This is a genomic window from Vulcanococcus sp. Clear-D1 (assembly GCF_014654725.1).
Classification (GTDB): domain Bacteria; phylum Cyanobacteriota; class Cyanobacteriia; order PCC-6307; family Cyanobiaceae; genus Vulcanococcus.
In genome coordinates this window covers 1-19,106 of record NZ_JACVZV010000013.1, presented here as the reverse complement: position 1 = coordinate 19,106, position 19,106 = coordinate 1, and the positions used below count along the sequence as shown (strand labels likewise).

The window sequence follows — 19,106 nt, the reverse complement described above, 5'->3', positions numbered from 1 at the left end:
TCTCAGAGCTCCGCCGGCTGCATCGGTCCGCTGAGACTAGCGGTGCGGAACTGCAGCACATAGGGATTGGTGGTGGTCTGAAAGTCGGCCACAGATCCCTCCCACCGGAATAAGCCGTCGTAGAGCAACACCACGCGATCGGCCGATCGCAGGATCGTGCTCATCACATGGCTCACCACCACCGAGGTGCCACGGGCCAGGTTGGTGGTCTGCACGATCAGATCCTCAATGCGCGTGCAGGCCACCGGATCCAAACCAGCCGTGGGTTCATCGAAGAGCAACAGCGGCACCGTGCCATCGGGCTGGCTGGGGTCATCGATCACCGCCCGGGCAAAGCTCACCCGCTTCTGCATCCCCCCGCTCAGCTCACCGGGGTAGAGGTCTTCCGTGCCGGCAAGGCCGACCGCGTCGAGGGCCTTGCCCACTCGCTCGCGGATCTCCGGCTCGCTCATGCGACTGAAGCGATCCAGCAGAAAGCCCACGTTTTCACGCACGGTGAGCGAAGCCAACAGTGCTGGGTTCTGAAACACCAGCCGCACATCTGGCGGATGGCGCTGATCGAGGCGGAGGTAGGTCTGCGGGATGCCGTGGATGCTCAGTTCACCGCTACTTGGCAACAGCAAACCAGCCAACAGGCGCAGGATCGTTGATTTGCCGGCACCGGAAGGACCCACCACCGCCAGGCGCTCACCCGGTTGCAGCAGCAGATCCACATCGCTGAGCACACTCTTGCTGCCCCAGCGCACGCTCACGTCGCGCATCTCCACCACGGGTGCAGGCACCGGACACTCACGCAGGCAACCGGGCCATCTTGGCGGTTTCTCCGTACAGTTCCAGCACTCTCCTGGGGTGATGCGCGCTCGAATGCCACGCAGCAGCCAGCGCACCAGACCCAGGCCCAGCTGGGTTGGCCGCGGCGACCTGCGCCAGCAGGATCTGGTGAGCCGCTCGCGGCGGGCCGCCCGCTGGCTGCAGCCAGGGCTGGTGGTGAAGCGCTGGATGCTCACCTCGGGCATCGGCCTGCTGCTGGCGCTGCTCGGCGCAGCCGTCTGGGCTGATTTGCAACCCATTTATTGGTTGCTGCAGTCGATCCGCTGGTCGCTGCAGAACGTCACCCAAGTGTTGCCGCGGGAGATCACCGGGCCCTTGGTGCTCCTGGTGGGCGGCGGTCTGATCTGGCTGGGCCAGAGCCGCAGTTTCGGCACGATTCAGAAGGCGCTCGCCCCCGAAAAAGACACCCTGTTGGTGGATGCCCTGGCCGCCAAACGGCGGCTCAACCGCGGGCCCGCGATCGTGGCCATCGGCGGTGGCACCGGCCTCTCCACCTTGCTCAGCGGCCTGAAGCGCTACAGCAGCAACCTCACGGCCATCGTCACCGTCGCCGACGACGGGGGCAGCTCAGGGGTGCTGCGCCGCGAGCTCGGCGTGCTGCCCCCCGGCGACATCCGCAATTGCCTGGCGGCGCTTGCCACCGAGGAACCGCTGCTCACCCGCCTGTTCCAATACCGCTTCCGGGCCGGCACCGGTTTGGAGGGCCACAGTTTCGGCAACCTCTTCCTCTCCGCCCTCACCGCGATCACCGGCAGCCTGGAATCAGCGATCACCGCCAGCAGCCGCGTTCTCGCCGTGCAGGGCACCGTGGTGCCGGCCACCAATGCCGATGTGCGCCTCTGGGCTGAACTCGAAGACGGTCGCCGCATCGAAGGCGAGTCGCAGATCGGCCACGCCTCCAGCCCGATCGTGCGCCTGGGCTGCACCCCCGAACGCCCCCCGGCCCTGCCGCGCGCCCTTGAGGCGATCGCCAACGCCGATCTGATCGTGCTCGGCCCGGGCAGCCTTTACACCTCGTTGTTGCCCAACCTGCTAGTGCCCGAATTGGTGAGCGCCATCAGCCGCAGCCGGGCGCCGCGCCTCTACATCTGCAACCTGATGACCCAGCCCGGTGAAACCGATGGGCTGGATGTGGAGGGCCATCTGCGAGCCATCGAAGCCCAACTCGCCAGTCTGGGCATTCAGCAGCGGCTGTTCAATGCCGTGCTGGCCCAGGAAGATCTGGGCGACTCGCCCCTGGTGCATCACTACCGCCAGCGCGGCGCTGAACCGGTGCGCTGCAATGTGCGTCGGCTGCGCAGCCAGGGCTACGACGTGATGCTGGCGCCGATGCAGGGAGCTCGACCTTCATCCACGCTCCGCCACGACCCACGCAGTGTGGGAGTGGCGGTGATGCGCTTTTTCAAACGCCAAAAACAGAGCGCTCAGTAGGCGTCCTGCATTTCGTAGAAATCGGGCTGCACGTAGTCCTTGCGCAGCGGGAAACCCTGCCAGTCCTCCGGCATCAGCAGGCGCTTCGGATGGGGATGGCCCTCGAAGCTGATGCCATACATGTCGAAGGTTTCGCGCTCCTGCCAATCCGCACCGCGGAACAGGCCGTAGAGGCTGGGGATGGAGAGAGCTCCATCACGGGGTAGGAACACCTTCAGGCGCACCTCCTCCGGTTTGAGATCCGAGGGGAGCGGCTGGCCGGCACTGCATTGGTCGGCCAGCGAGCCCAGTTTCACCAGGTGATAGAAGCTCACCAGGCGTCCACCGGGGCCTTCGTCGTAGCCGCCCTGGCACTGGAGGTAGTCGAAGCCGGAGGCCTTCAGGGCGGTGGCGATCAGGGGGAGGAAGGGTGCCTCCACACCCAGCACTTCCACGCCGAGATGATCCGGCTCGAGCAGCTCATGCTCGAAGCCCTGGCTGCTGAGCCAGCGGCTCACCGGCCCGGGTTCAGGTGCCGTGAGGGTGGGTTGAGCGGTGTCCTCAGGCATGGCTCAGGCGGGATTGATGGCGGGGTTGGCGGCGGCCACAGGCAGACCCTCGGCAGCAGACACGGGCAGACCCTCGGCGGCGGCCAAGGCGGCCTTCTGGGTTTCAGCACGGAGGTAGCGGCCGTCCACGATCGGCTCGACGGCCTTCATCTGATGGGCCACCGTGCAGTAGCGATGGGTGGGAAGGAGGTTGCCGCGCTCCGAAAGCGCTTCATTGCCCACCTTCTTGCGCAGCTTGATCACCGCATCAAAGATCGCTTCAGGCCGCGGGGGGCAACCCGGGAGATAAAGATCCACCGGGATCAACTTGTCCACACCGCGCACAGCAGTGGTGGAGTCGGCTGAGAACATGCCGCCGGTGATCGTGCAGGCGCCCATAGCGATCACGTACTTGGGCTCAGGCATCTGCTCGTAGAGGCGCACCAGAGCCGGCGCCATTTTCATCGTCACCGTGCCGGCCACGATCAACAGGTCGGCCTGGCGCGGGCTGGAGCGGGGCACCAGACCGAAACGGTCGAAGTCGAAGCGGGAGCCGATCAGCGCCGCAAACTCGATGAAGCAGCAGGCAGTGCCATAGAGGAGCGGCCAGAGGCTGCTGAGGCGGGCCCAGTTGTGCAGGTCGTCGAGCGTGGTGAGAATCACGTTCTCGGAGAGATCCGAGGTGACCGCCGGAGCTCCCACCGGGTTGCAGCTGGCACCGCGCTGATCACGCAGGGCATTGATGGAGAGGGCCTCGGCCATGCCGGAGGTTGCAGAGGAGGGGGTCATCTCAGATCAGCTCCACTCGAGGGCGCCCTTGCGCCAGGCATAGGCCAGGGCCACCACCAGGATGGCGATGAACACCAGAGCCTCAATGAAGGCCAGCAGGCCGAGGCGATGGAAGGCCACGGCCCACGGATAGAGGAACACGGTCTCCACGTCGAAGATCACGAAGACCAGCGCAAACATGTAGTAGCGGATGTTGAACTGAATCCAGGCACCGCCGATGGGCTCCATGCCCGATTCGTAGGTGAGATCCCGTTCACCCGTGCGCGACTTGGGCGACACGATCTTGTTGGTGACGAGCGCCAACACGGGCACCGCTGCTGCGATCAGCAGGAAGCCCAGAAAGGCGTCGTAGCCGGAGAGAACGAACACGGGCGCCATCTGCCCAACCGTCGGGTCAGTTTGGCATCCATGGCTCGGGCCTGGGTCAGATCGCCGGGCTGAAGCCAGTTCCTAGAGTTCCCACCACCATCACCGCCATGCCGTGAGCGAGGACCCAGTTCAGGAGCAGGCCCCCGCCAGCGAAGTCCCGCAGGACGCAAATGCCGTGGCCGCGCCGGAAGCACCGGTCGATAATCCGGACACGCACCGTTTCGAATGCCGCAGCTGCGGCTTCGTGTTCGACCCGGCTGAAGGGATCAAAAAACTGGCGATCGAACCCGGTACGCCCTTCAGCGCCCTTGATCCGCTCAGTTTCCGCTGCCCGGTTTGCCGCAGCCAGACCAAGGCGTTCAAAGACATTGGCCCCCGCAACAAACCGAGCGGGTTCGAGGAAAACCTCGGCTACGGCCTCGGGGTGAACCAGCTCACCCCAGGCCAGAAGAATGTGCTGATCTTCGGTGGCTTCGCGCTGGCCATCGCCTTCTTCCTTTCTCTGTATTCCCTGCGCTGAGCACGGCATGTCGCGTTTTCTCTCCTCCCTCAGCGCCCTGGCGCTCGCCCTGGTGCTCTCCCTCGGCCTGAGCGGCTGCGTGAGCTCCGGGCTCGCCAGTGCCGGCGCCAGCCCCTGGCAGCCCGTGGACATCCACACCAAATCCAATCCACTGGATCTGGCGTTCACCGACAGCCGCCATGGCTTCCTGGTGGGCAGCAATCGCCTGATCCTGGAAACCAACGACGGGGGAGCTTCCTGGCAGGAGCGCGCCCTCGAGCTACCGGAGGAGGAAAACTTCCGCCTGATCAGCGTGGATTTCTCCGGGGATGAAGGCTGGATCGTGGGCCAACCCGGCCTGCTGTTGCACAGCACCGATGGCGGCCAGAACTGGAGCCGCCTCTTCCTCGACACCAAGCTCCCTGGCGAGCCCTATCTGGTCACCGCCCAGGGGCGCAGCCGCGCCGAGCTGGCCACCAACGTGGGCGCCGTTTATCGCACCAACGATGGAGGCAACACCTGGCAGGCCGAGGTGGAAGATGCCGCCGGCGCCGTGCGCGATCTGCGCCGCAGCACCGATGGTCGTTATGTGAGCGTGAGCGGCCTGGGCAACTTCTTCGCCACCTGGAACCCCGGTGACACGGTGTGGACACCCCACCAGCGCGTCAGCAGCCAACGCCTGCAATCGATGGGCTTCCAGCCCGATGGCGCGCTGTGGATGCTGGCCCGCGGCGCCCAGATGCGCTTCAGCCCGGATGCCGACAGCCCGGATGAATGGAGCAAGCCGGTGGTGCCGATCGTGAACGGCTACGGCTATCTCGATATGGCCTGGGATCCCAGTGGTGCGATCTGGACGGGCGGTGGCAGCGGCACCCTGCTGGTGAGCAACGACGGCGGCAAAACCTGGCAGAAAGACCCAGTGGGCAGCCAACAACCCACCAACTTCACCCGCATCGCTTTCTTCGACGACGGCAAGGGCTTCGTGATGGGCGAACGCGGCTCGCTGCTGCGCTGGGTGGGCTAACAACGCTCTGTAACCAAGGCGGCAGCGCGATCCCGGCAGCCGCCTCCTCAGGCCTAGGATCACCCAGCTGAATGCTCGCTGCTCATGGCCGCCGGCTCAACGGGTGAACGCCCGTTTTTCGAAATCATCACGAGCATCCGTTACTGGGTGATCCATGCCGTGACCCTGCCGGCGATTTTCCTGGCGGGCTTCCTGTTCGTGTCCACCGGTCTGGCCTACGACGCCTTCGGCACGCCCCGTCCGGATGCTTACTTCCAGACGCAGGACGTGAAGGCTCCCGTGGTGAGCCAGCGCTACGACGCCAAGGCCTCCCTCGACCAGCGCCTGAAATAAGCCATGACCCAAGTTCCTGCCAGCACCACCCCGCGCAACTATCCGATCTTCACGGTCCGGTGGCTCGCGGTGCACGCCCTCGGCATCCCCACGGTGTTCTTCCTGGGTGCCCTGGCTGCCATGCAGTTCATCCGTCGCTGAGGACCGCACGTCATGCAACGCAATCCCAACCCGAACAACCTGCCGGTTGAACTGAACCGCACCAGCCTGTATCTAGGCCTGCTGTTCGTGTTCACCTGCGGGATCCTGTTCTCCAGCTACTTCTTCAACTGATCAGGAGGATCTGAGATGAGCGGCAAGAAATCCGGTCTGCCTGACGGCAGAATTCCCGATCGCCTGCCTGATGGCCGCCCGGCTGTTGCCTGGCGCTCCCGCTGGACCGAAGGCACCCTGCCCCTGTGGCTCGTGGCCACTGCTGGCGGTATGGCTGTGATCTTCGTGGTGGGCCTGTTCTTCTACGGCTCTTACACCGGTGTGGGTTCCGCCTGATCGGTACCTCGCTCGCGTCCAACAGCGCGATCAGCTTCAACCGATTCAGGGGCCGCGAGGCTCCTTTTTTTTGCTCGAGCGCGTTGGGCTTGCCCGCGTCTGGCGAGCTCAGACCACCAGCGCCTGATCCATTTCCCGATACCAGCGGGCAAACGCATCAACGCCCTGCTCGATCGAGGTGGACGGACGGAAACCCACCCAGGCCTCCAGCGCCGAGGTATCGGCAGCCGTGGCCACCACATCGCCCGGCTGCATCGGCTGCAGATCCTGAATCGCCCGGCGACCGAGGGCCTGCTCGAGCACCTCGATGAAACGCAACAGCTCCGTGGGCTGGGCATTGCCGATGTTGAACACCCGATGCGGCACAGCGGCTGTGGCGGGATTGGGCTGCAGTGGATCGAAGAGGGGATCAGCCGTGGCTGGCTTGTCGAGGCAGCGGATCACGCCTTCTGCGATGTCATCGATGTAGGTGAAGTCGCGCTGCATCCGGCCATGGTTAAACACCCGGATCGGCTCACCAGCCAGGATGGCGCGCGCAAACAACATCGGTGCCATATCGGGCCGGCCCCAGGGGCCATACACCGTGAAAAAGCGCAGACCTGTGGCGGGCAAGCCATAGAGATGGCTGTAGGTGTGCGCCATCAATTCATTCGCCTTCTTGGTGGCCGCATAAAGGCTCACCGGATGATTCACCGCGTGCTGCTCGGAAAACGGCATCGCTCGATTGCCGCCATACACCGAACTACTGGAGGCATACACCAGATGCTCCACGCCGTGATGCCGGCACCCCTCGAGGATGTGGCCGAAACCCACCAGGTTGCTCTGGATGTAGGCAGAAGGGTTCTCCAGCGAGTAGCGAACCCCCGCCTGCGCCGCCAGATGCACCACCGCCCGTGGGCGATGGGAGGCGAACAACGCCGCCATCGCGGCCGTGTCGTCGACGTCGATGGGCAGGAACTGGAAGCCCTGCGCAGCTTCAGGCCTCTGCTGCAGACGCTCCAACCGGGCCTGCTTCAAAGCAGGGGTGTAGTAGCTGTTGAGGTTGTCGATCCCCAACACCGCCTCGCCGCGCTGAAGCAACGTCTCAGCAACCGCTGCACCGATGAAGCCGGCAACGCCGGTAATCAGAATGGGACGCTGCATGCTCAGGCTTCAGCCAATCGGTCGCGGAAGTAGGCGATGGTGGGCTCCAGACCCTGCTGCAAGGGGATCGTGGGGTGCCACCCCAATTGATTCTTCGCGAGCTCTATCAGAGGCTGACGCTGCGAGGGGTCGTCCTCAGGCATCGGCTCAGAAACCAATTGCAGGCCAGGATTGATGCAGTCACGCACCAATTCAGCAAGCTGGCGAATCGTAAATTCACTTGGATTACCGAGGTTGATCGGACCGGCGTGCACACCATTCATCAGGCGGATTAACCCTTCCACCAGATCGTCCACGTAGCAGAACGACCGCGTTTGCGAGCCATCACCGTAGAGCGTGAGGGGCTGAGCACGCAGCGCCTGCACAATGAAATTGCTCACCACACGGCCGTCATCCGGCAACATGCGCGGCCCATAGGTGTTGAAGATGCGGGCGATCCGGATCTGCGTGCCATGCATGCGCTGGTAATCGAAGCAAAGCGTTTCGGCCACACGCTTGCCCTCGTCGTAACAAGCACGAAGGCCATGCGTGTTCACATTGCCCCGGTAGCTCTCCGGCTGGGGATGCACCTCAGGATCGCCGTACACCTCACTGGTGGAAGCCAGCAACAGGCGAGCACCGACGCGGCGAGCCAGGCCGAGCATGTTGTAGGTGCCGAGAAAACTGGTTTTCGCCGTTTTGATCGGATTGTGCTGATAGTGCACCGGCGAAGCGGGGCAGGCCAAATGCCAGATCCGATCCACCTCCAGCAGGATCGGGTCGGTCACGTCGTGGCGGATCAACTCGAAGCGGGGATGCCCCATCCAACGGGCCACGTTGACCTTGCGCCCGGTGAAGTAGTTATCGAGGCAAATCACCTCCTCGCCGGCTTCCATCAGCCGGTCCACGAGGTGGGAGCCCACAAAGCCGGCACCACCGGTCACCAGATTGCGGGTCAGCGAGGCGGGCATGAAGGAGGGTCTCCGATCAACCGATCTTGCCGTCGCCCACGCGCCAGAGGCGTAAACCGGCTGCACGCACCTGCTCCGGATCCACCACAGCGCGCGCGTCAAACACCCATGCCGGCTGACGCATCTGCGAGGCCAACTGCGCCCAGGGCAGCTGGCGGAAGGCCTGCCACTCCGTGAGAATCAGCGCTGCATCAGCGCCGCCCACGGCGTCCTCCACCGATCCCGCCAACTGCCAACGGCCTTCTCCCGAGAGACCGGAGCTGGCCGCACTCGGTGCCAGACCCAGATCCCGGGCGATTTGCTCAGGGGCAACCTTCGGGTCGTAGATCGCCAGATCGGCACCCTCTTCCAGCAGATCGCGGCAGATCCGGATCGCGGGCGCCTCGCGGGTGTCGTTGGTATCGGCCTTGAAGGCAAAGCCAAGCACCGCCAGGCGCTTACCCGTCACGGTGCCGAACAGGTTGTTCACCACCAAGCGCGCAATGCGGTGCTGCTGCCAGGTGTTGAGATCGACCACGCTCTGCCAATAGGCCGCCACCTCATGCAGGCCGTAATGACCGCAGAGATACACCAAATTGAGAATGTCTTTCTGAAAACAACTGCCGCCAAACCCTGGTCCGGCTTGTAAAAACTTGGGCCCAATGCGTGAGTCGGCGCCAATCGCCCGGGCCACTTCACCCACATCCGCGCCCGTGGATTCACAGAAGGCAGCGATGCTGTTGATCGAGCTGATCCGCTGCGCCAAAAAGGCATTGGCGGTGAGCTTGGAGAGCTCGCTACTCCACAGATTGGTGCGCAGGATTCGCTCCTTGGGCACCCAATGGGCATACACCGAGGCCAAAGCCTCGATCGCCTGTGGGTCATCGCCGCCGATCAACACGCGATCGGGCTGCTCGAGATCAGCCACGGCGGTGCCTTCCGCCAAAAACTCGGGATTGGACAGCACCGAAAAGGTTTTGTGTTCCGGCACCGCCTCGGCCTCGCCCTGCGCCGCCTGGAGGATGGCCTGCACGGTGGCGGCGGTGCGCACCGGCAACGTGCTCTTCTCCACCACAATCGTGTGCCCCTGGGCGTGGGCCGCCACCGAACGAGCCGAGGCCTCCACCCAGCGCAGATCACTGGCTTGGCCAGCACCAAGACCTTTCGTTTTGGTGGGGGTGTTCACCGACAGGAACACCATGTCGGCGGCGGCGATAGCAGCCTCCACCCCGGTGCTGAAGAAGAGGTTGCGGCCCCGGCAACGCCCCACCACCGCGTCGAGACCGGGTTCATACACCGGCAACCGGCTGAGGTCGGCGTCATTCCAGGCGGCAATGCGCTCGGCGTTGAGATCCACCACCGTCACCTGAATGCCGGGGCAGCGGTCGGCAATCACGGCCATGGTGGGCCCGCCCACATAGCCAGCACCGATACAACAGATCGTGCGAATGGCGGGAACAGTGCCGGTCACGCGATCAGTCAAAACGGTGGGGGCAAACTAAGCGAAGCGCTGCAACAACTCCTCGGGGCTGAGCCGTTGTTCAGGCTGGGAAGCCTCACCACTGGCCCCGCGCAAATCCTTCAACAACACAACACCGGCCTCGGCTTCGCTGTCGCCGATCACCACGGCCCAGCGGGCACCGGTGCGATCCGCCCGCTTGAACTGCTTACCGAAGGCAGCCCCCGTGAGATCGAGATCCACCGCATGGCCGGCTTGGCGCAGCTGCCGGGCCAGCTGCAAGGCCAGGGGTTCAGCCTGCTCCCCGCGGCTCACCACGTACACCTCAGGAGCCGCAGCGGTGGCGGCACCAGCCTGTGCCAGCAGGATCGCCAAGCGCTCCATCCCCAGAGCCCAGCCGATGGCCGCGGTGGGGGGACCACCCAGCTGCTCCACCAACCCGTCGTAGCGACCACCGCCACACACGGTGGCCTGGGCTCCCAACTGCGTGGAGGTGATTTCAAACGCGGTGTGGCTGTAGTAATCCAGCCCGCGCACCAGGCGTGGATTGAGCTGGAAGGGGATGCCCAGCAGCGTGAGGCCATGGGTCACGCGGGCAAAGCGATCGCGGCTCTCCGGGCTCAACGCCTCGGCCAGGGTGGGCGCATCAGCTAAAAGCGCCTGGGTATCGGGGTTCTTCGAATCCAAGATGCGCAGGGGATTGCGCTGCAGACGATCCTGAGAATCCGGGTCCAATTGATCGGCGCGCTCGCTCAACCAAGCCACCAGCTGCTCGCGGTAGCGGGCTCGATCGTCGCTGCTGCCCAAGGAGTTGAGCTCCAGGGCCAACCCCTGCACCCCTAGGTCCGCCAGGAGATCCCAGGCCACGGCGATGGCTTCCACATCGCTGCGGGGATCAGCAAAGCCCAGCATCTCGAGGCCGATCTGGTGAAACTGCCGCTGCCGGCCGGCCTGAGGCCGCTCGTAGCGGAACATCGGCCCGCCATACCAAAGGCGCTGCGGCCCCTGGCTCAGCAGGCCGTGCTGAATCGCAGCGCGCACCACCGAAGCGGTGCCCTCCGGCCGCAAGGTGCAGCTGCGCTCGCCGCGATCGACAAAGGTGTACATCTCCTTACCCACCACATCGGTGGCTTCACCGATGCCGCGTGCGAACAGCTCAGTGGCCTCCAGCACAGGTGTGCGGATCTCCTCAATCGCCGCGCGCGCGAAGTGAGCGCGGGCCGTGGCTTCAATCCGCTGCCAGAGCGGGGTGGACTGGGGGAGTAGATCCACCATCCCCCGCAGGCTCTGCAGTTTGTCCACACCCGCTCTAGCGCTGCAGCCATCTTGCGGGATCGCGGGCAGCTGCCCTTAACATCAAATCCTTCGAGGGCCGGCGAACAGGTTTGGCGCGTCTACTGATTACCGGCGGCGCAGGCTTCATCGGCAGTCACACCTGCCTGGTGCTGCTGGAGGCGGGCCATGAGTTGGTGGTCCTCGACAACTACGCCAACAGCTCCCCGGAAGCATTGCGGCGCGTGGTGGAGCTGGCGGGGCCTGGCGCCGAGGGGCGCCTGCAGGTGATCGAGGGTGACATTCGCCGCAGCGCCGATCTGGAACGGGCCTTTGCCGAGGGTGCCTCCACAGAAGCCGAACTAGACGCGGTGATTCACTTCGCTGGCCTCAAAGCCGTGGGGGAATCGGTGGCGCAGCCGCTTCGCTACTGGGATGTGAATGTGAGTGGCAGCCAACACCTGCTGGCGGCCATGGCCGCCCACGGCTGCCGCACGCTGGTGTTCAGCAGCAGCGCCACCCTTTACGGCTACCCCGAGACGGTGCCCATCCCTGAAAGCGCACCGATCCAACCGATCAATCCCTACGGCTACACCAAAGCAGCGGTAGAGCAGATGCTCCGTGATGTCGCCGCCAGCGAGCCGGGTTGGCGCATTGCCTCCCTGCGTTACTTCAACCCGGTGGGTGCCCATCCCAGTGGCCGCATCGGCGAAGACCCCAACGGCGTTCCCAACAACCTCTTCCCCTTCATCAGCCAGGTGGCCGTGGGCCGGCGTGAGCAGGTGCAGGTGTTCGGTGGCGACTGGCCCACCCGCGATGGCAGCGGGGTTCGGGATTACATCCATGTGATGGATCTGGCGGAAGGCCACCTAGCCGCCCTGAAGGCCTTACTGAGCGGCGGCGATCAGCTGCTGCAACTCAATCTCGGCAGCGGCCAGGGTCACTCGGTGCTGGAGGTGATCGCAGCCTTCGCACAAGCCTGTGGGCGCACCATTCCTTATGAGGTGGTGGCGCGTCGGCCCGGCGATGCAGCAACCACGGTGGCGGATGCGACTGCAGCCGCCAAAACCCTGGGATGGAGGACACAACGGGATCTCGCCAGCATCTGCCGTGATGGCTGGTGCTGGCAATCCAACAACCCCCAGGGTTATCCCAAGCTCTCCTGAGCGTCGAGCCATTGCGCTCGCAGCGTCCGCAAGCGAGCGCCCACAGCAGGCCCAGGAGCCAGAGCCTCAGCCCGCATCAGCTCGGCTGCAGTGATGGGGGGACGCTGGTGGCGCCAACGCAACCACCAACGCAAAAGAGGACGTCTGGGTCCACTGCCGGTTGCCAGGCACATGGCCACAGCCTCAGCCGTAACGCCTGGCCCTTCAAGGAGTGCAGTCCACTGTGACGGCGCCTGCGGCCAAGAGGCCGAGCTGACGAGGCGCTGGCGCAACGCAACAAACGCGCGGAGTGCCTGGCGATTGCGCTCAGGAAGCTGCAGGCGAACAGCCACCTCAATCGGATCACGGCAGCCCGCCACAAGAGCTGCCAAGAGCGGCTGACTGAACCGCTCGGCCCAACGCAGACGACGACGCCAGTGAGTGTCGGCCTGCAGGGTGCCATCGAGCAGGAGAAAGCCTCCCCAGCTCTGCAACAGTTGCAAAGCCTGAGGCCAGGGTTCACGTTCCAGCAACAGCTCCAACTCCATGCGCAGTCGACTCGACAACCCCGGCAGCGCCCGATCCCGCGGCCAGGGATCCTCCGCCAAAGTGCGCACCACCTGCTGTAGAGAGTCGGGAGCCATGGTGAAGCCAAGCCGGGCCCCATACCGTGCAGCCCTCACTAGCCGCGACGGGTCATCGCGAAAGCTAGACGCATGCAGAAAACGCAGTTCACGCCGTTGAAGATCGCGCTGACCACCATGGGGATCCAACAGCAGCGAAGCCCCGTGAGGAGATCCAAAGAGCATCGCGATCGCATTGATCGAAAAATCGCGCCGGGCCAGATCCGCCTCGAGGCTGGCACCCTTCACCTCAGGCTTCCCGGCAGGCACCGGGTAATGCTCCGATCGGGCTGTGGCCACATCCAGAAGAACCACCATCCCGGCCACCTCAAGCTCCAACTCCACGGTGCCGTAGGCGCCATGAACCCTCTGGCCTCGCCATCCCACGCCGGGCACGTGGCGAAGGCGTTCCACGAGACGCTCGGCTGAACCTTCCACTACAAGATCAAGATCGAGCAGACCTCGCCATGGATCGCGGTGTTCGCGGTGCAGGAGAAGATCACGCACCGCTCCGCCTACTAGGGCTAACCGATCACGATCAGCCGCCTCAGCGAGGGCTGCCCAAAGGGCAGCGGGATAGCCCGGCACATCCAAGACGCAGCGCAGGGGTGATGGAGAATGGCCTGATCATCCCGGATCGAACGATTGTCAGCGCTGACACGATGCCTGCAGGAAGAAGCGGCGGCGATTGCAGCGGCGGCTGGGCGACTGTCCAACGAGGAGGTGGAGGCAGCACTGGTGTTGCTCGATCAATGCGCAGACCGACGCTCAAAACTAGTGATCAGCGGTGTGGGCAAGAGCGGCATCGTGGCCCGCAAAATCGCGGCCACGTTTTCTTCGATCGGCGTGATGGCGATCTACCTCAACCCCCTCGATGCCCTGCACGGGGACCTGGGTGTGGTAGCCAACGACGACGTCACTCTGCTGCTCTCCAACAGTGGTGAAACGCAGGAACTCCTCGACATCCTTCCCCACCTGAAACGCCGCGGCACCCGCCGAATCGCCCTGGTTGGCCGCGTGCACTCCAGCCTGGCCCGGGGCAGCGATGTGGTGCTGGATGGCTCGGTGGATCGAGAGGTGTGCCCACTCAACTTGGCACCCACAGCGAGCACGGCTGTAGCGATGGCCATCGGTGATGCCCTGGCCGCGGTGTGGATGGAGCGGCGGGGGATTTCGCCGCAGGATTTTGCGCTGAACCATCCCGCCGGCGCCCTGGGTAAACAGCTCACTCTCAGCGCTTCGGATCTGATGGTGCCAGCAACCCGGCTGACAGCCCTTGAGCGTCTAACGGCGCTCACCGAGGTGATCACCACGCTCACCAGCGATGGCGTGGGCGCGGGCTGGATTCGCGATGACAACACACCGGACAAGATCGCTGGGTTAATCACGGACGGTGATCTGCGCCGTGCTCTGCAGCAGCATCCGCCCGAAACATGGGGGTCGCTCACAGCCGGTGACCTGATGACAGCGGACCCGATCACCGTTCCCAGCCATCTCCTGGCCGTTGAAGCTCTGAAGCAGATGGAACGCAACCACCGAAAAGAGATCGGGATTCTGCCGGTGGTGGACGCCGAGAAGCGGCTGCTGGGCCTCCTGAGGCTGCATGACCTTGTTCAGGCAGGACTGGCCTAACCCCCGTCGAGCGACGCACAAGCAACGCAGGGCCAAGGCCAGCGGGCTTTATAGATTGTTACCCTTCCTTGATACAGGAACAGCTATATCTAGAGGACAGGATCGATCGCCAGCCAATGGCTACCCAAGCGCTACAAAGCATCGCCCTATTGAATAGCATCCTGTTGCCCCAGGATGAATGGGCCGTTGACCCCAGCAGGCAGGAGTGGGGAACGTTTCTCTACAACACAACCCAGTACTCACCAGAGCCAACGGCTCTTGCAGCTGCGATCGCAGATGGGGCTCTCAGCTATGCCGAGTTGCTCGGCCTAATGCCCGCCAGAGATCTGAGCACCGAGGTGGGCTATCAGTTTGTGCAGTGGTTCGGCACGGACGCCCTGCCCAGCTTGGCCGCAAGCTCAAGAACGAGCAGTAGCGGCGTCTTCAGCCAGCCGATCAGCGTCGAGATGCTACAGGGGTTTGCCGAAGCGATTGAGCCGGGACTCTGGGCGGTGTTGAAACCATGGATGAGCGCCGTGAATGACCTCACATCGGCCGACATCCAGATTGAACCCATGTGGGAAGAGGGCGAATACGGGCTCTACACAGGAGAGCTCGTGAGTGGGCAGGCGATCACCATCTCCAGCGATGAAATCCAACAAATGCTGGAAGAGGTCCGCCAACAGGGGAGCACTGAATTTGCCGATGCGGTGCACGCGGCTTATACAGGCATGTGGAACGGAGATAGCGACGCAGAACCGCCGGCCAATGGCAGCCATTACGATGACGTATTCCGCAGCTGGTGGACGGAAACTGGCTACTCGACAGGCACTACAACGAGCCTCGAGATCCCCAATAAACTGAGGCTGATCGAAGATGTTTGGCACCCCAATGGAACCACCAATCGCGAATATACCGGCGACACCTACATCGGCAGATTATTTGATCGACGGCTCATCACACACCTCATTGGGACCGATCTGGCAGTAGCCGATCAAATGCGCGTGCCGACCTCTTACGTAGACGGAGAAGAACTCCTCTTCCCCGACAACGAAGGGCAGATTGATGCCAGGAATGTGGAATTGTCCTATACCAAGTATTTGATTAGCCTCCTAGATTCCTACATGTTCCAGCGCCTAAAGGGCGTGGCCTCAGACCATGACAGCACGGATGGGCCAACGCTGCTGGAGCTCATACCAGATATATCTGACAAGCTGACCGGCGGTACTCCAGAGCAGGCCGAAGCGGTCGAACAGGCTCTCGAACGCTTCATCGGAGGAGGATCACTGCCTCTTGATGCACTCGAAGCCCTTGCGGCAGACAGCGGCATCGAAACGCTGGGCCGAGTCGCCACTCAAGTCAGCACTTCGAGTGACCCGACAAAACGGATCGTGATTCAAGGGACCGAAGCCAACGACACCCTGGACGAATCGAGCAACGACCACCCTGCCGGGCTAGAGCTGCTCGGACTGAACGGAAAGGATACCCTCATCGGCAGCAACCAAGACGACATCATCAATGGCGGCGACAGGAAAGACAAACTCACCGGCAAAGCGGGAGCAGATCAGTTCCTGATCAGCATTTCAACAGTGAAGAAGAGCAAGAAGAATGCCGATCTAATCATGGATTTCAACTCGAGCGAAGGCGACAGCCTCCACATAGAAGCCACATCAGATCTGCTCAGGAATTCTGTCACAGGAGAACTCAGAATCAGCACCATTGAAAGACGCAAGGGCTCCAAGAAGCTGATCAAGCAAGCTCTGGCAACAACATCGAATCTGGTTTACATCCAAGACTCAGGGCAACTGATTCTCAATGCCAATCTAGATGCCCCTGGATGCGTGGATGGCAGCAAAAAGCCCCTCTTTGTTGCGACCATTCCACTGGACAGCGCCAATGCCTCTGCACTATCCAGCGCGATTGAGCTCATTCAGATTGGCGCCTTGTGAAATCGAGAACAGTGGCGCGATGAAGACCTCGTCGAGGATTACACGCGTGCGTTTGTGGCTGGAACCGGAGAGCCTTGAGCTTGCGATCCAGGCCATGAACCACAGCCAGGATGCCCTGCTGTTTGATGGAGCTGGCGAGCCAATCGGCAGACTGCTGCCCCTTGTGCAGGAGGGACAACAGGCTGTGGAGGTGAATTTACTGCCGCATGCCATCCAGGCCTTATCGGAACCAAGTGGCGGATCTGCCGCCACTCGCTGGCATCAGCTCTACGGGTCGTTGCTGGTCGGCGAAGCGAGCAGCCATCAACGCTGGCCTATCGGGCTGAATCAAGAGGAGCCGACCACAAGCCGGCTGCAACCTCTCCTCAAGAATGTGGACTTTGAGGTAAGAGCCCTTCTGAACCTACGCTCCAACAGACTGGGATTGCTATTCAAAGCCATCAGCAACGATTGGATTCCTGCTTTTGTTGAGGCGAATGGTGTCGACACCCGTAACACCCCTGTTCAACTCGGCTTCACCTTCGGCCGGGATGGAAACTACCGGTTCAGCATGACCTCCGGTGATCAGACGCTCCAACTCCGCACCTGGCACCCGATGTCGCCGGTGATGCGTGACGATGTTGAGGAGATCTATAATCTGCTTGGAGATCGTATTAAAACACTCTCCTTTCGATCCGATGTGATCCAGGAACCAACGGACACGATCACATTCTGGCTCACGCACCAAGCCATGGATCGAGACGCCTGGATCTACTGGCGAGCCTTGATCTCGGAAGAATCAGAGATCATGGATTCGATGGATTCCGTCATGGATCTCAACAAGTCATATCAACATGACGGCGACATCTTCCTGTCAACAGGTCGATTACTGGAACTGGGTGAAGCGTCTCCGGCGCGGGGAAGCGCAGGCACCCATGCGCTGGAATCGGTTCGCTGTTTTGCCCTGGCACGAACATCGATTCGATCATCAGAGAACCGGCTGGTGTTCTGGTCAGGTGGAGAAGCTGAGGCCAATTTCAGGATTTGCCTGAAAGGGACTGATTTCGGGATCATCAATCCGGATCAATTACGCTCCGAACAAATTGACAGCATCACTGGCGTCGTGAACAGCATGACGGTGAACACATCATGGGGGGAACAGCTGAAGATCAGGCCAGGTTCCGCAACAAGCGATCAGGCGCCCGCAAGGACAGACAGTAGCCCCATCACCGTGGGCGGCGACGAGCCCTGGGCGCTGCATGCATTTTTAAACGCTTATCAGCAAACTGCAGCGCAAAGAGGCTCATTAGGAGAGGTGCTGACCCTCCTAGGAATAGTCGGCGGAGCTCACCTAAACACAACTTAATGATTACCCCTCGATCGAGGGGGGCAACAGCGCTAGGATATAGCGGAGCTCACCCAAATCAGACAATGCCTATTGCACCCATCGACATTGACAACACCAATGAAGTCGTGACCACCACAAGCACAGATTCGATTACTGGTTGGGAGGTGAAAATTCCCACCTTCGGCAAAGCAACGTTTGTCGACGGAGTGGAGTACGGTGCCGACAGTCCTGCTATCCAAGCTCTAGCGGGCAAGGCCGCTATGGCCCTCGCGGGTCTTGGAGGCTTGAGCGGCCTTGGCGATCTCGGCGACACCTCAGGGATCCGCGCCGAATCTGACGTGAAACCCGAGAGTCTTTCGATCGATCTCAAAATACCTTCATCTCTAAATCTCGAGGGGCGCCTCTGGGCCGAAGGCCATGCCAGAGTCCCCAAAAAGTCGCCCACCGTGGCCAAGGGTTTCACGGTGAACCGGGTAATCGTCGGCATTCACGGCGAAGCATTCGGAAAGGGAGTTGAAGTACTGGTGGCTTTTGACCCCATCATTAACGCCAATGGCAAAGGAAAGCCCCTTAGCATCCAGAAGCTGACCGATTTGGTCAATAGCAAAAATAGCGCCAAACTTGCAAAGTATTTAAAGCCAACTGCTCTCTACACAGACGACAAGACCATCCTGGAACTGGGGCTAGGAATGGACACATCTGGCTTCAGTGCGAATCGCTCTGACGTACTGACCAGTGAGGCCGCTCAGGCCGCCTTCCCGATCAGCTGGGATTCCACTGGCCTCTTTGCCTGAACGGCCGAATAGACCAACCGCCACCCGGGGAGCCCAGGAACACTGAGCACCGGGTGGTATTTCATGGGACGCTGAGCAAGCCAACGACGTTCAGTTCAATCGATGTGTCAATGCCAGCACTGATGGACTACCCTACGAACTTCGCATGTGGCTGATCGCGAGGTGAATGGCTCCTGCATGAACGTTTCAGCTGTTATCGACATGTTCGGCCGCACGATCCAAATCCCGTGAATGATGGAAGCGACGCTGTTCTCAAGTTCAGCACCCAAGGGCACATCATCCAAATCTTCTGCAACCAACCGCCCTTCGCACCGGAGATTGGCCTGGAACGAGTTTCGCCTAGACCTCTGGTGAGCATGACAGCTGCCGAGGCCCGGCTGGTTGATCCAGTGCTGACAGCTGTAAGACCAGCAAGGCCATGATTCTTCGGCACGACCTGCGACTGGCCTTTCTGCACATTCCCAAATGTGCAGGAAAGTCGCTGCGCCAGCTGTTCAAGCGCGGAGGCTGGTTGACCGACACATCTCAGCCGCGAGATTCATGTGACTGCCAGCAGCGGCGT

General features: G+C 62.3%; 21 protein-coding genes. 12 read left to right on the top strand and 9 right to left on the bottom strand.

The annotated features are described in order from the left end of the window. Nucleotides 1-2 precede the first annotated feature (2 nt). Nucleotides 3-761 carry an ATP-binding cassette domain-containing protein gene (locus H9532_RS03925; RefSeq protein ID WP_296365991.1) on the bottom strand — a complete coding sequence of 253 codons (759 nt, stop codon included), beginning with the start codon at nucleotides 759-761 and terminating at the stop codon, nucleotides 3-5. A gap of 103 nt (nucleotides 762-864) precedes the next feature. Here H9532_RS03925 and H9532_RS03920 point away from each other — a divergent pair, with 103 nt between their 5' ends. Further along, nucleotides 865-2,262, top strand: coding sequence for a gluconeogenesis factor YvcK family protein (locus H9532_RS03920; RefSeq protein WP_296365941.1), 1,398 nt, complete (start codon nucleotides 865-867; stop codon nucleotides 2,260-2,262). Here H9532_RS03920 and H9532_RS03915 read toward each other — a convergent pair. From H9532_RS03915 to H9532_RS03905, 3 genes are read right to left on the bottom strand one after another with little or no spacing between them, the layout of a single operon-like run. After that, nucleotides 2,256-2,810, bottom strand: a complete 555-nt coding sequence (locus H9532_RS03915) for an NAD(P)H-quinone oxidoreductase subunit J (protein WP_296365940.1) — start codon at nucleotides 2,808-2,810, stop codon at nucleotides 2,256-2,258. The genes H9532_RS03920 and H9532_RS03915 overlap by 7 nt on opposite strands. Nucleotides 2,811-2,813: 3 nt before the next feature. Further along, a complete protein-coding gene (gene nuoB / locus H9532_RS03910) occupies nucleotides 2,814-3,551 on the bottom strand; it encodes an NADH-quinone oxidoreductase subunit NuoB (RefSeq protein WP_296365990.1) in 738 nt (245 codons plus the stop codon). A gap of 33 nt (nucleotides 3,552-3,584) precedes the next feature. Then, a complete protein-coding gene (locus H9532_RS03905; protein WP_010312212.1) occupies nucleotides 3,585-3,947 on the bottom strand; it encodes an NAD(P)H-quinone oxidoreductase subunit 3 in 363 nt (120 codons plus the stop codon). Nucleotides 3,948-4,059: 112 nt separating this feature from the next. Between H9532_RS03905 and H9532_RS03900 the strand changes: the two genes are divergently transcribed. From H9532_RS03900 to H9532_RS03875, 6 genes are all read left to right on the top strand, one after another. After that, entirely contained in the window at nucleotides 4,060-4,467 is a 408-nt protein-coding gene (locus H9532_RS03900) for a rubredoxin (protein ID WP_296365939.1), read from the top strand. A 7-nt stretch (nucleotides 4,468-4,474) separates the two neighbouring features. Further along, the gene (locus H9532_RS03895) at nucleotides 4,475-5,470 is read left to right on the top strand and encodes a photosynthesis system II assembly factor Ycf48 (protein WP_296365938.1); all 996 of its coding nucleotides are present in this window, start codon (nucleotides 4,475-4,477) and stop codon (nucleotides 5,468-5,470) included. An 84-nt stretch (nucleotides 5,471-5,554) separates the two neighbouring features. Further along, nucleotides 5,555-5,803, top strand: a complete 249-nt coding sequence (gene psbE / locus H9532_RS03890; RefSeq protein WP_296365937.1) for a cytochrome b559 subunit alpha — start codon at nucleotides 5,555-5,557, stop codon at nucleotides 5,801-5,803. A 3-nt stretch (nucleotides 5,804-5,806) separates the two neighbouring features. Continuing rightward, nucleotides 5,807-5,944 carry a cytochrome b559 subunit beta gene (gene psbF / locus H9532_RS03885; protein WP_214338605.1) on the top strand — a complete coding sequence of 46 codons (138 nt, stop codon included), beginning with the start codon at nucleotides 5,807-5,809 and terminating at the stop codon, nucleotides 5,942-5,944. A 12-nt stretch (nucleotides 5,945-5,956) separates the two neighbouring features. Further along, on the top strand, nucleotides 5,957-6,076 hold the full coding sequence (locus H9532_RS03880; RefSeq protein WP_010312224.1) for a photosystem II reaction center protein L: 120 nt from the start codon (nucleotides 5,957-5,959) through the stop codon (nucleotides 6,074-6,076). 15 nt (nucleotides 6,077-6,091) lie between these two features. Further along, the gene (locus H9532_RS03875) at nucleotides 6,092-6,292 is read left to right on the top strand and encodes a photosystem II reaction center protein J (protein ID WP_010312227.1); all 201 of its coding nucleotides are present in this window, start codon (nucleotides 6,092-6,094) and stop codon (nucleotides 6,290-6,292) included. Between the two features lie 108 nt (nucleotides 6,293-6,400). Here H9532_RS03875 and H9532_RS03870 read toward each other — a convergent pair whose 3' ends face one another. From H9532_RS03870 to hisS, 4 genes are read right to left on the bottom strand one after another with little or no spacing between them, the layout of a single operon-like run. After that, nucleotides 6,401-7,435, bottom strand: coding sequence for an NAD-dependent epimerase (locus H9532_RS03870; protein ID WP_296365936.1), 1,035 nt, complete (start codon nucleotides 7,433-7,435; stop codon nucleotides 6,401-6,403). A gap of 2 nt (nucleotides 7,436-7,437) precedes the next feature. Further along, complete coding sequence (locus H9532_RS03865) at nucleotides 7,438-8,385, bottom strand: UDP-glucuronic acid decarboxylase family protein (protein ID WP_296365935.1); 948 nt, start codon at nucleotides 8,383-8,385, stop codon at nucleotides 7,438-7,440. Nucleotides 8,386-8,401: 16 nt separating this feature from the next. After that, nucleotides 8,402-9,835 (bottom strand): nucleotide sugar dehydrogenase, encoded by a 1,434-nt coding sequence (locus H9532_RS03860; protein WP_296365934.1) that lies wholly within the window; start codon nucleotides 9,833-9,835, stop codon nucleotides 8,402-8,404. A 27-nt stretch (nucleotides 9,836-9,862) separates the two neighbouring features. Beyond that, entirely contained in the window at nucleotides 9,863-11,125 is a 1,263-nt protein-coding gene (gene hisS, locus H9532_RS03855) for a histidine--tRNA ligase (RefSeq protein ID WP_296365933.1), read from the bottom strand. 83 nt (nucleotides 11,126-11,208) lie between these two features. Between hisS and galE the strand changes: the two genes are divergently transcribed. Continuing rightward, nucleotides 11,209-12,261, top strand: coding sequence for a UDP-glucose 4-epimerase GalE (gene galE, locus H9532_RS03850; protein ID WP_296365932.1), 1,053 nt, complete (start codon nucleotides 11,209-11,211; stop codon nucleotides 12,259-12,261). Here galE and H9532_RS03845 read toward each other — a convergent pair. After that, nucleotides 12,243-13,451 carry a CCA tRNA nucleotidyltransferase gene (locus H9532_RS03845; RefSeq protein WP_296365989.1) on the bottom strand — a complete coding sequence of 403 codons (1,209 nt, stop codon included), beginning with the start codon at nucleotides 13,449-13,451 and terminating at the stop codon, nucleotides 12,243-12,245. The genes galE and H9532_RS03845 overlap by 19 nt on opposite strands. Before the next feature lie 57 nt (nucleotides 13,452-13,508). Here H9532_RS03845 and H9532_RS03840 point away from each other — a divergent pair, with 57 nt between their 5' ends. From H9532_RS03840 to H9532_RS03825, 4 genes are all read left to right on the top strand, one after another. Continuing rightward, nucleotides 13,509-14,495, top strand: coding sequence for a KpsF/GutQ family sugar-phosphate isomerase (locus H9532_RS03840; protein WP_296365931.1), 987 nt, complete (start codon nucleotides 13,509-13,511; stop codon nucleotides 14,493-14,495). Between the two features lie 164 nt (nucleotides 14,496-14,659). Beyond that, entirely contained in the window at nucleotides 14,660-16,423 is a 1,764-nt protein-coding gene (locus H9532_RS03835) for a calcium-binding protein (RefSeq protein ID WP_296365930.1), read from the top strand. Between the two features lie 19 nt (nucleotides 16,424-16,442). Continuing rightward, nucleotides 16,443-17,768 carry a hypothetical protein gene (locus tag H9532_RS03830; protein ID WP_296365929.1) on the top strand — a complete coding sequence of 442 codons (1,326 nt, stop codon included), beginning with the start codon at nucleotides 16,443-16,445 and terminating at the stop codon, nucleotides 17,766-17,768. Between the two features lie 107 nt (nucleotides 17,769-17,875). Further along, nucleotides 17,876-18,544 carry a hypothetical protein gene (locus tag H9532_RS03825; protein WP_296365928.1) on the top strand — a complete coding sequence of 223 codons (669 nt, stop codon included), beginning with the start codon at nucleotides 17,876-17,878 and terminating at the stop codon, nucleotides 18,542-18,544. The last annotated feature ends 562 nt before the right edge of the window (nucleotides 18,545-19,106 follow it).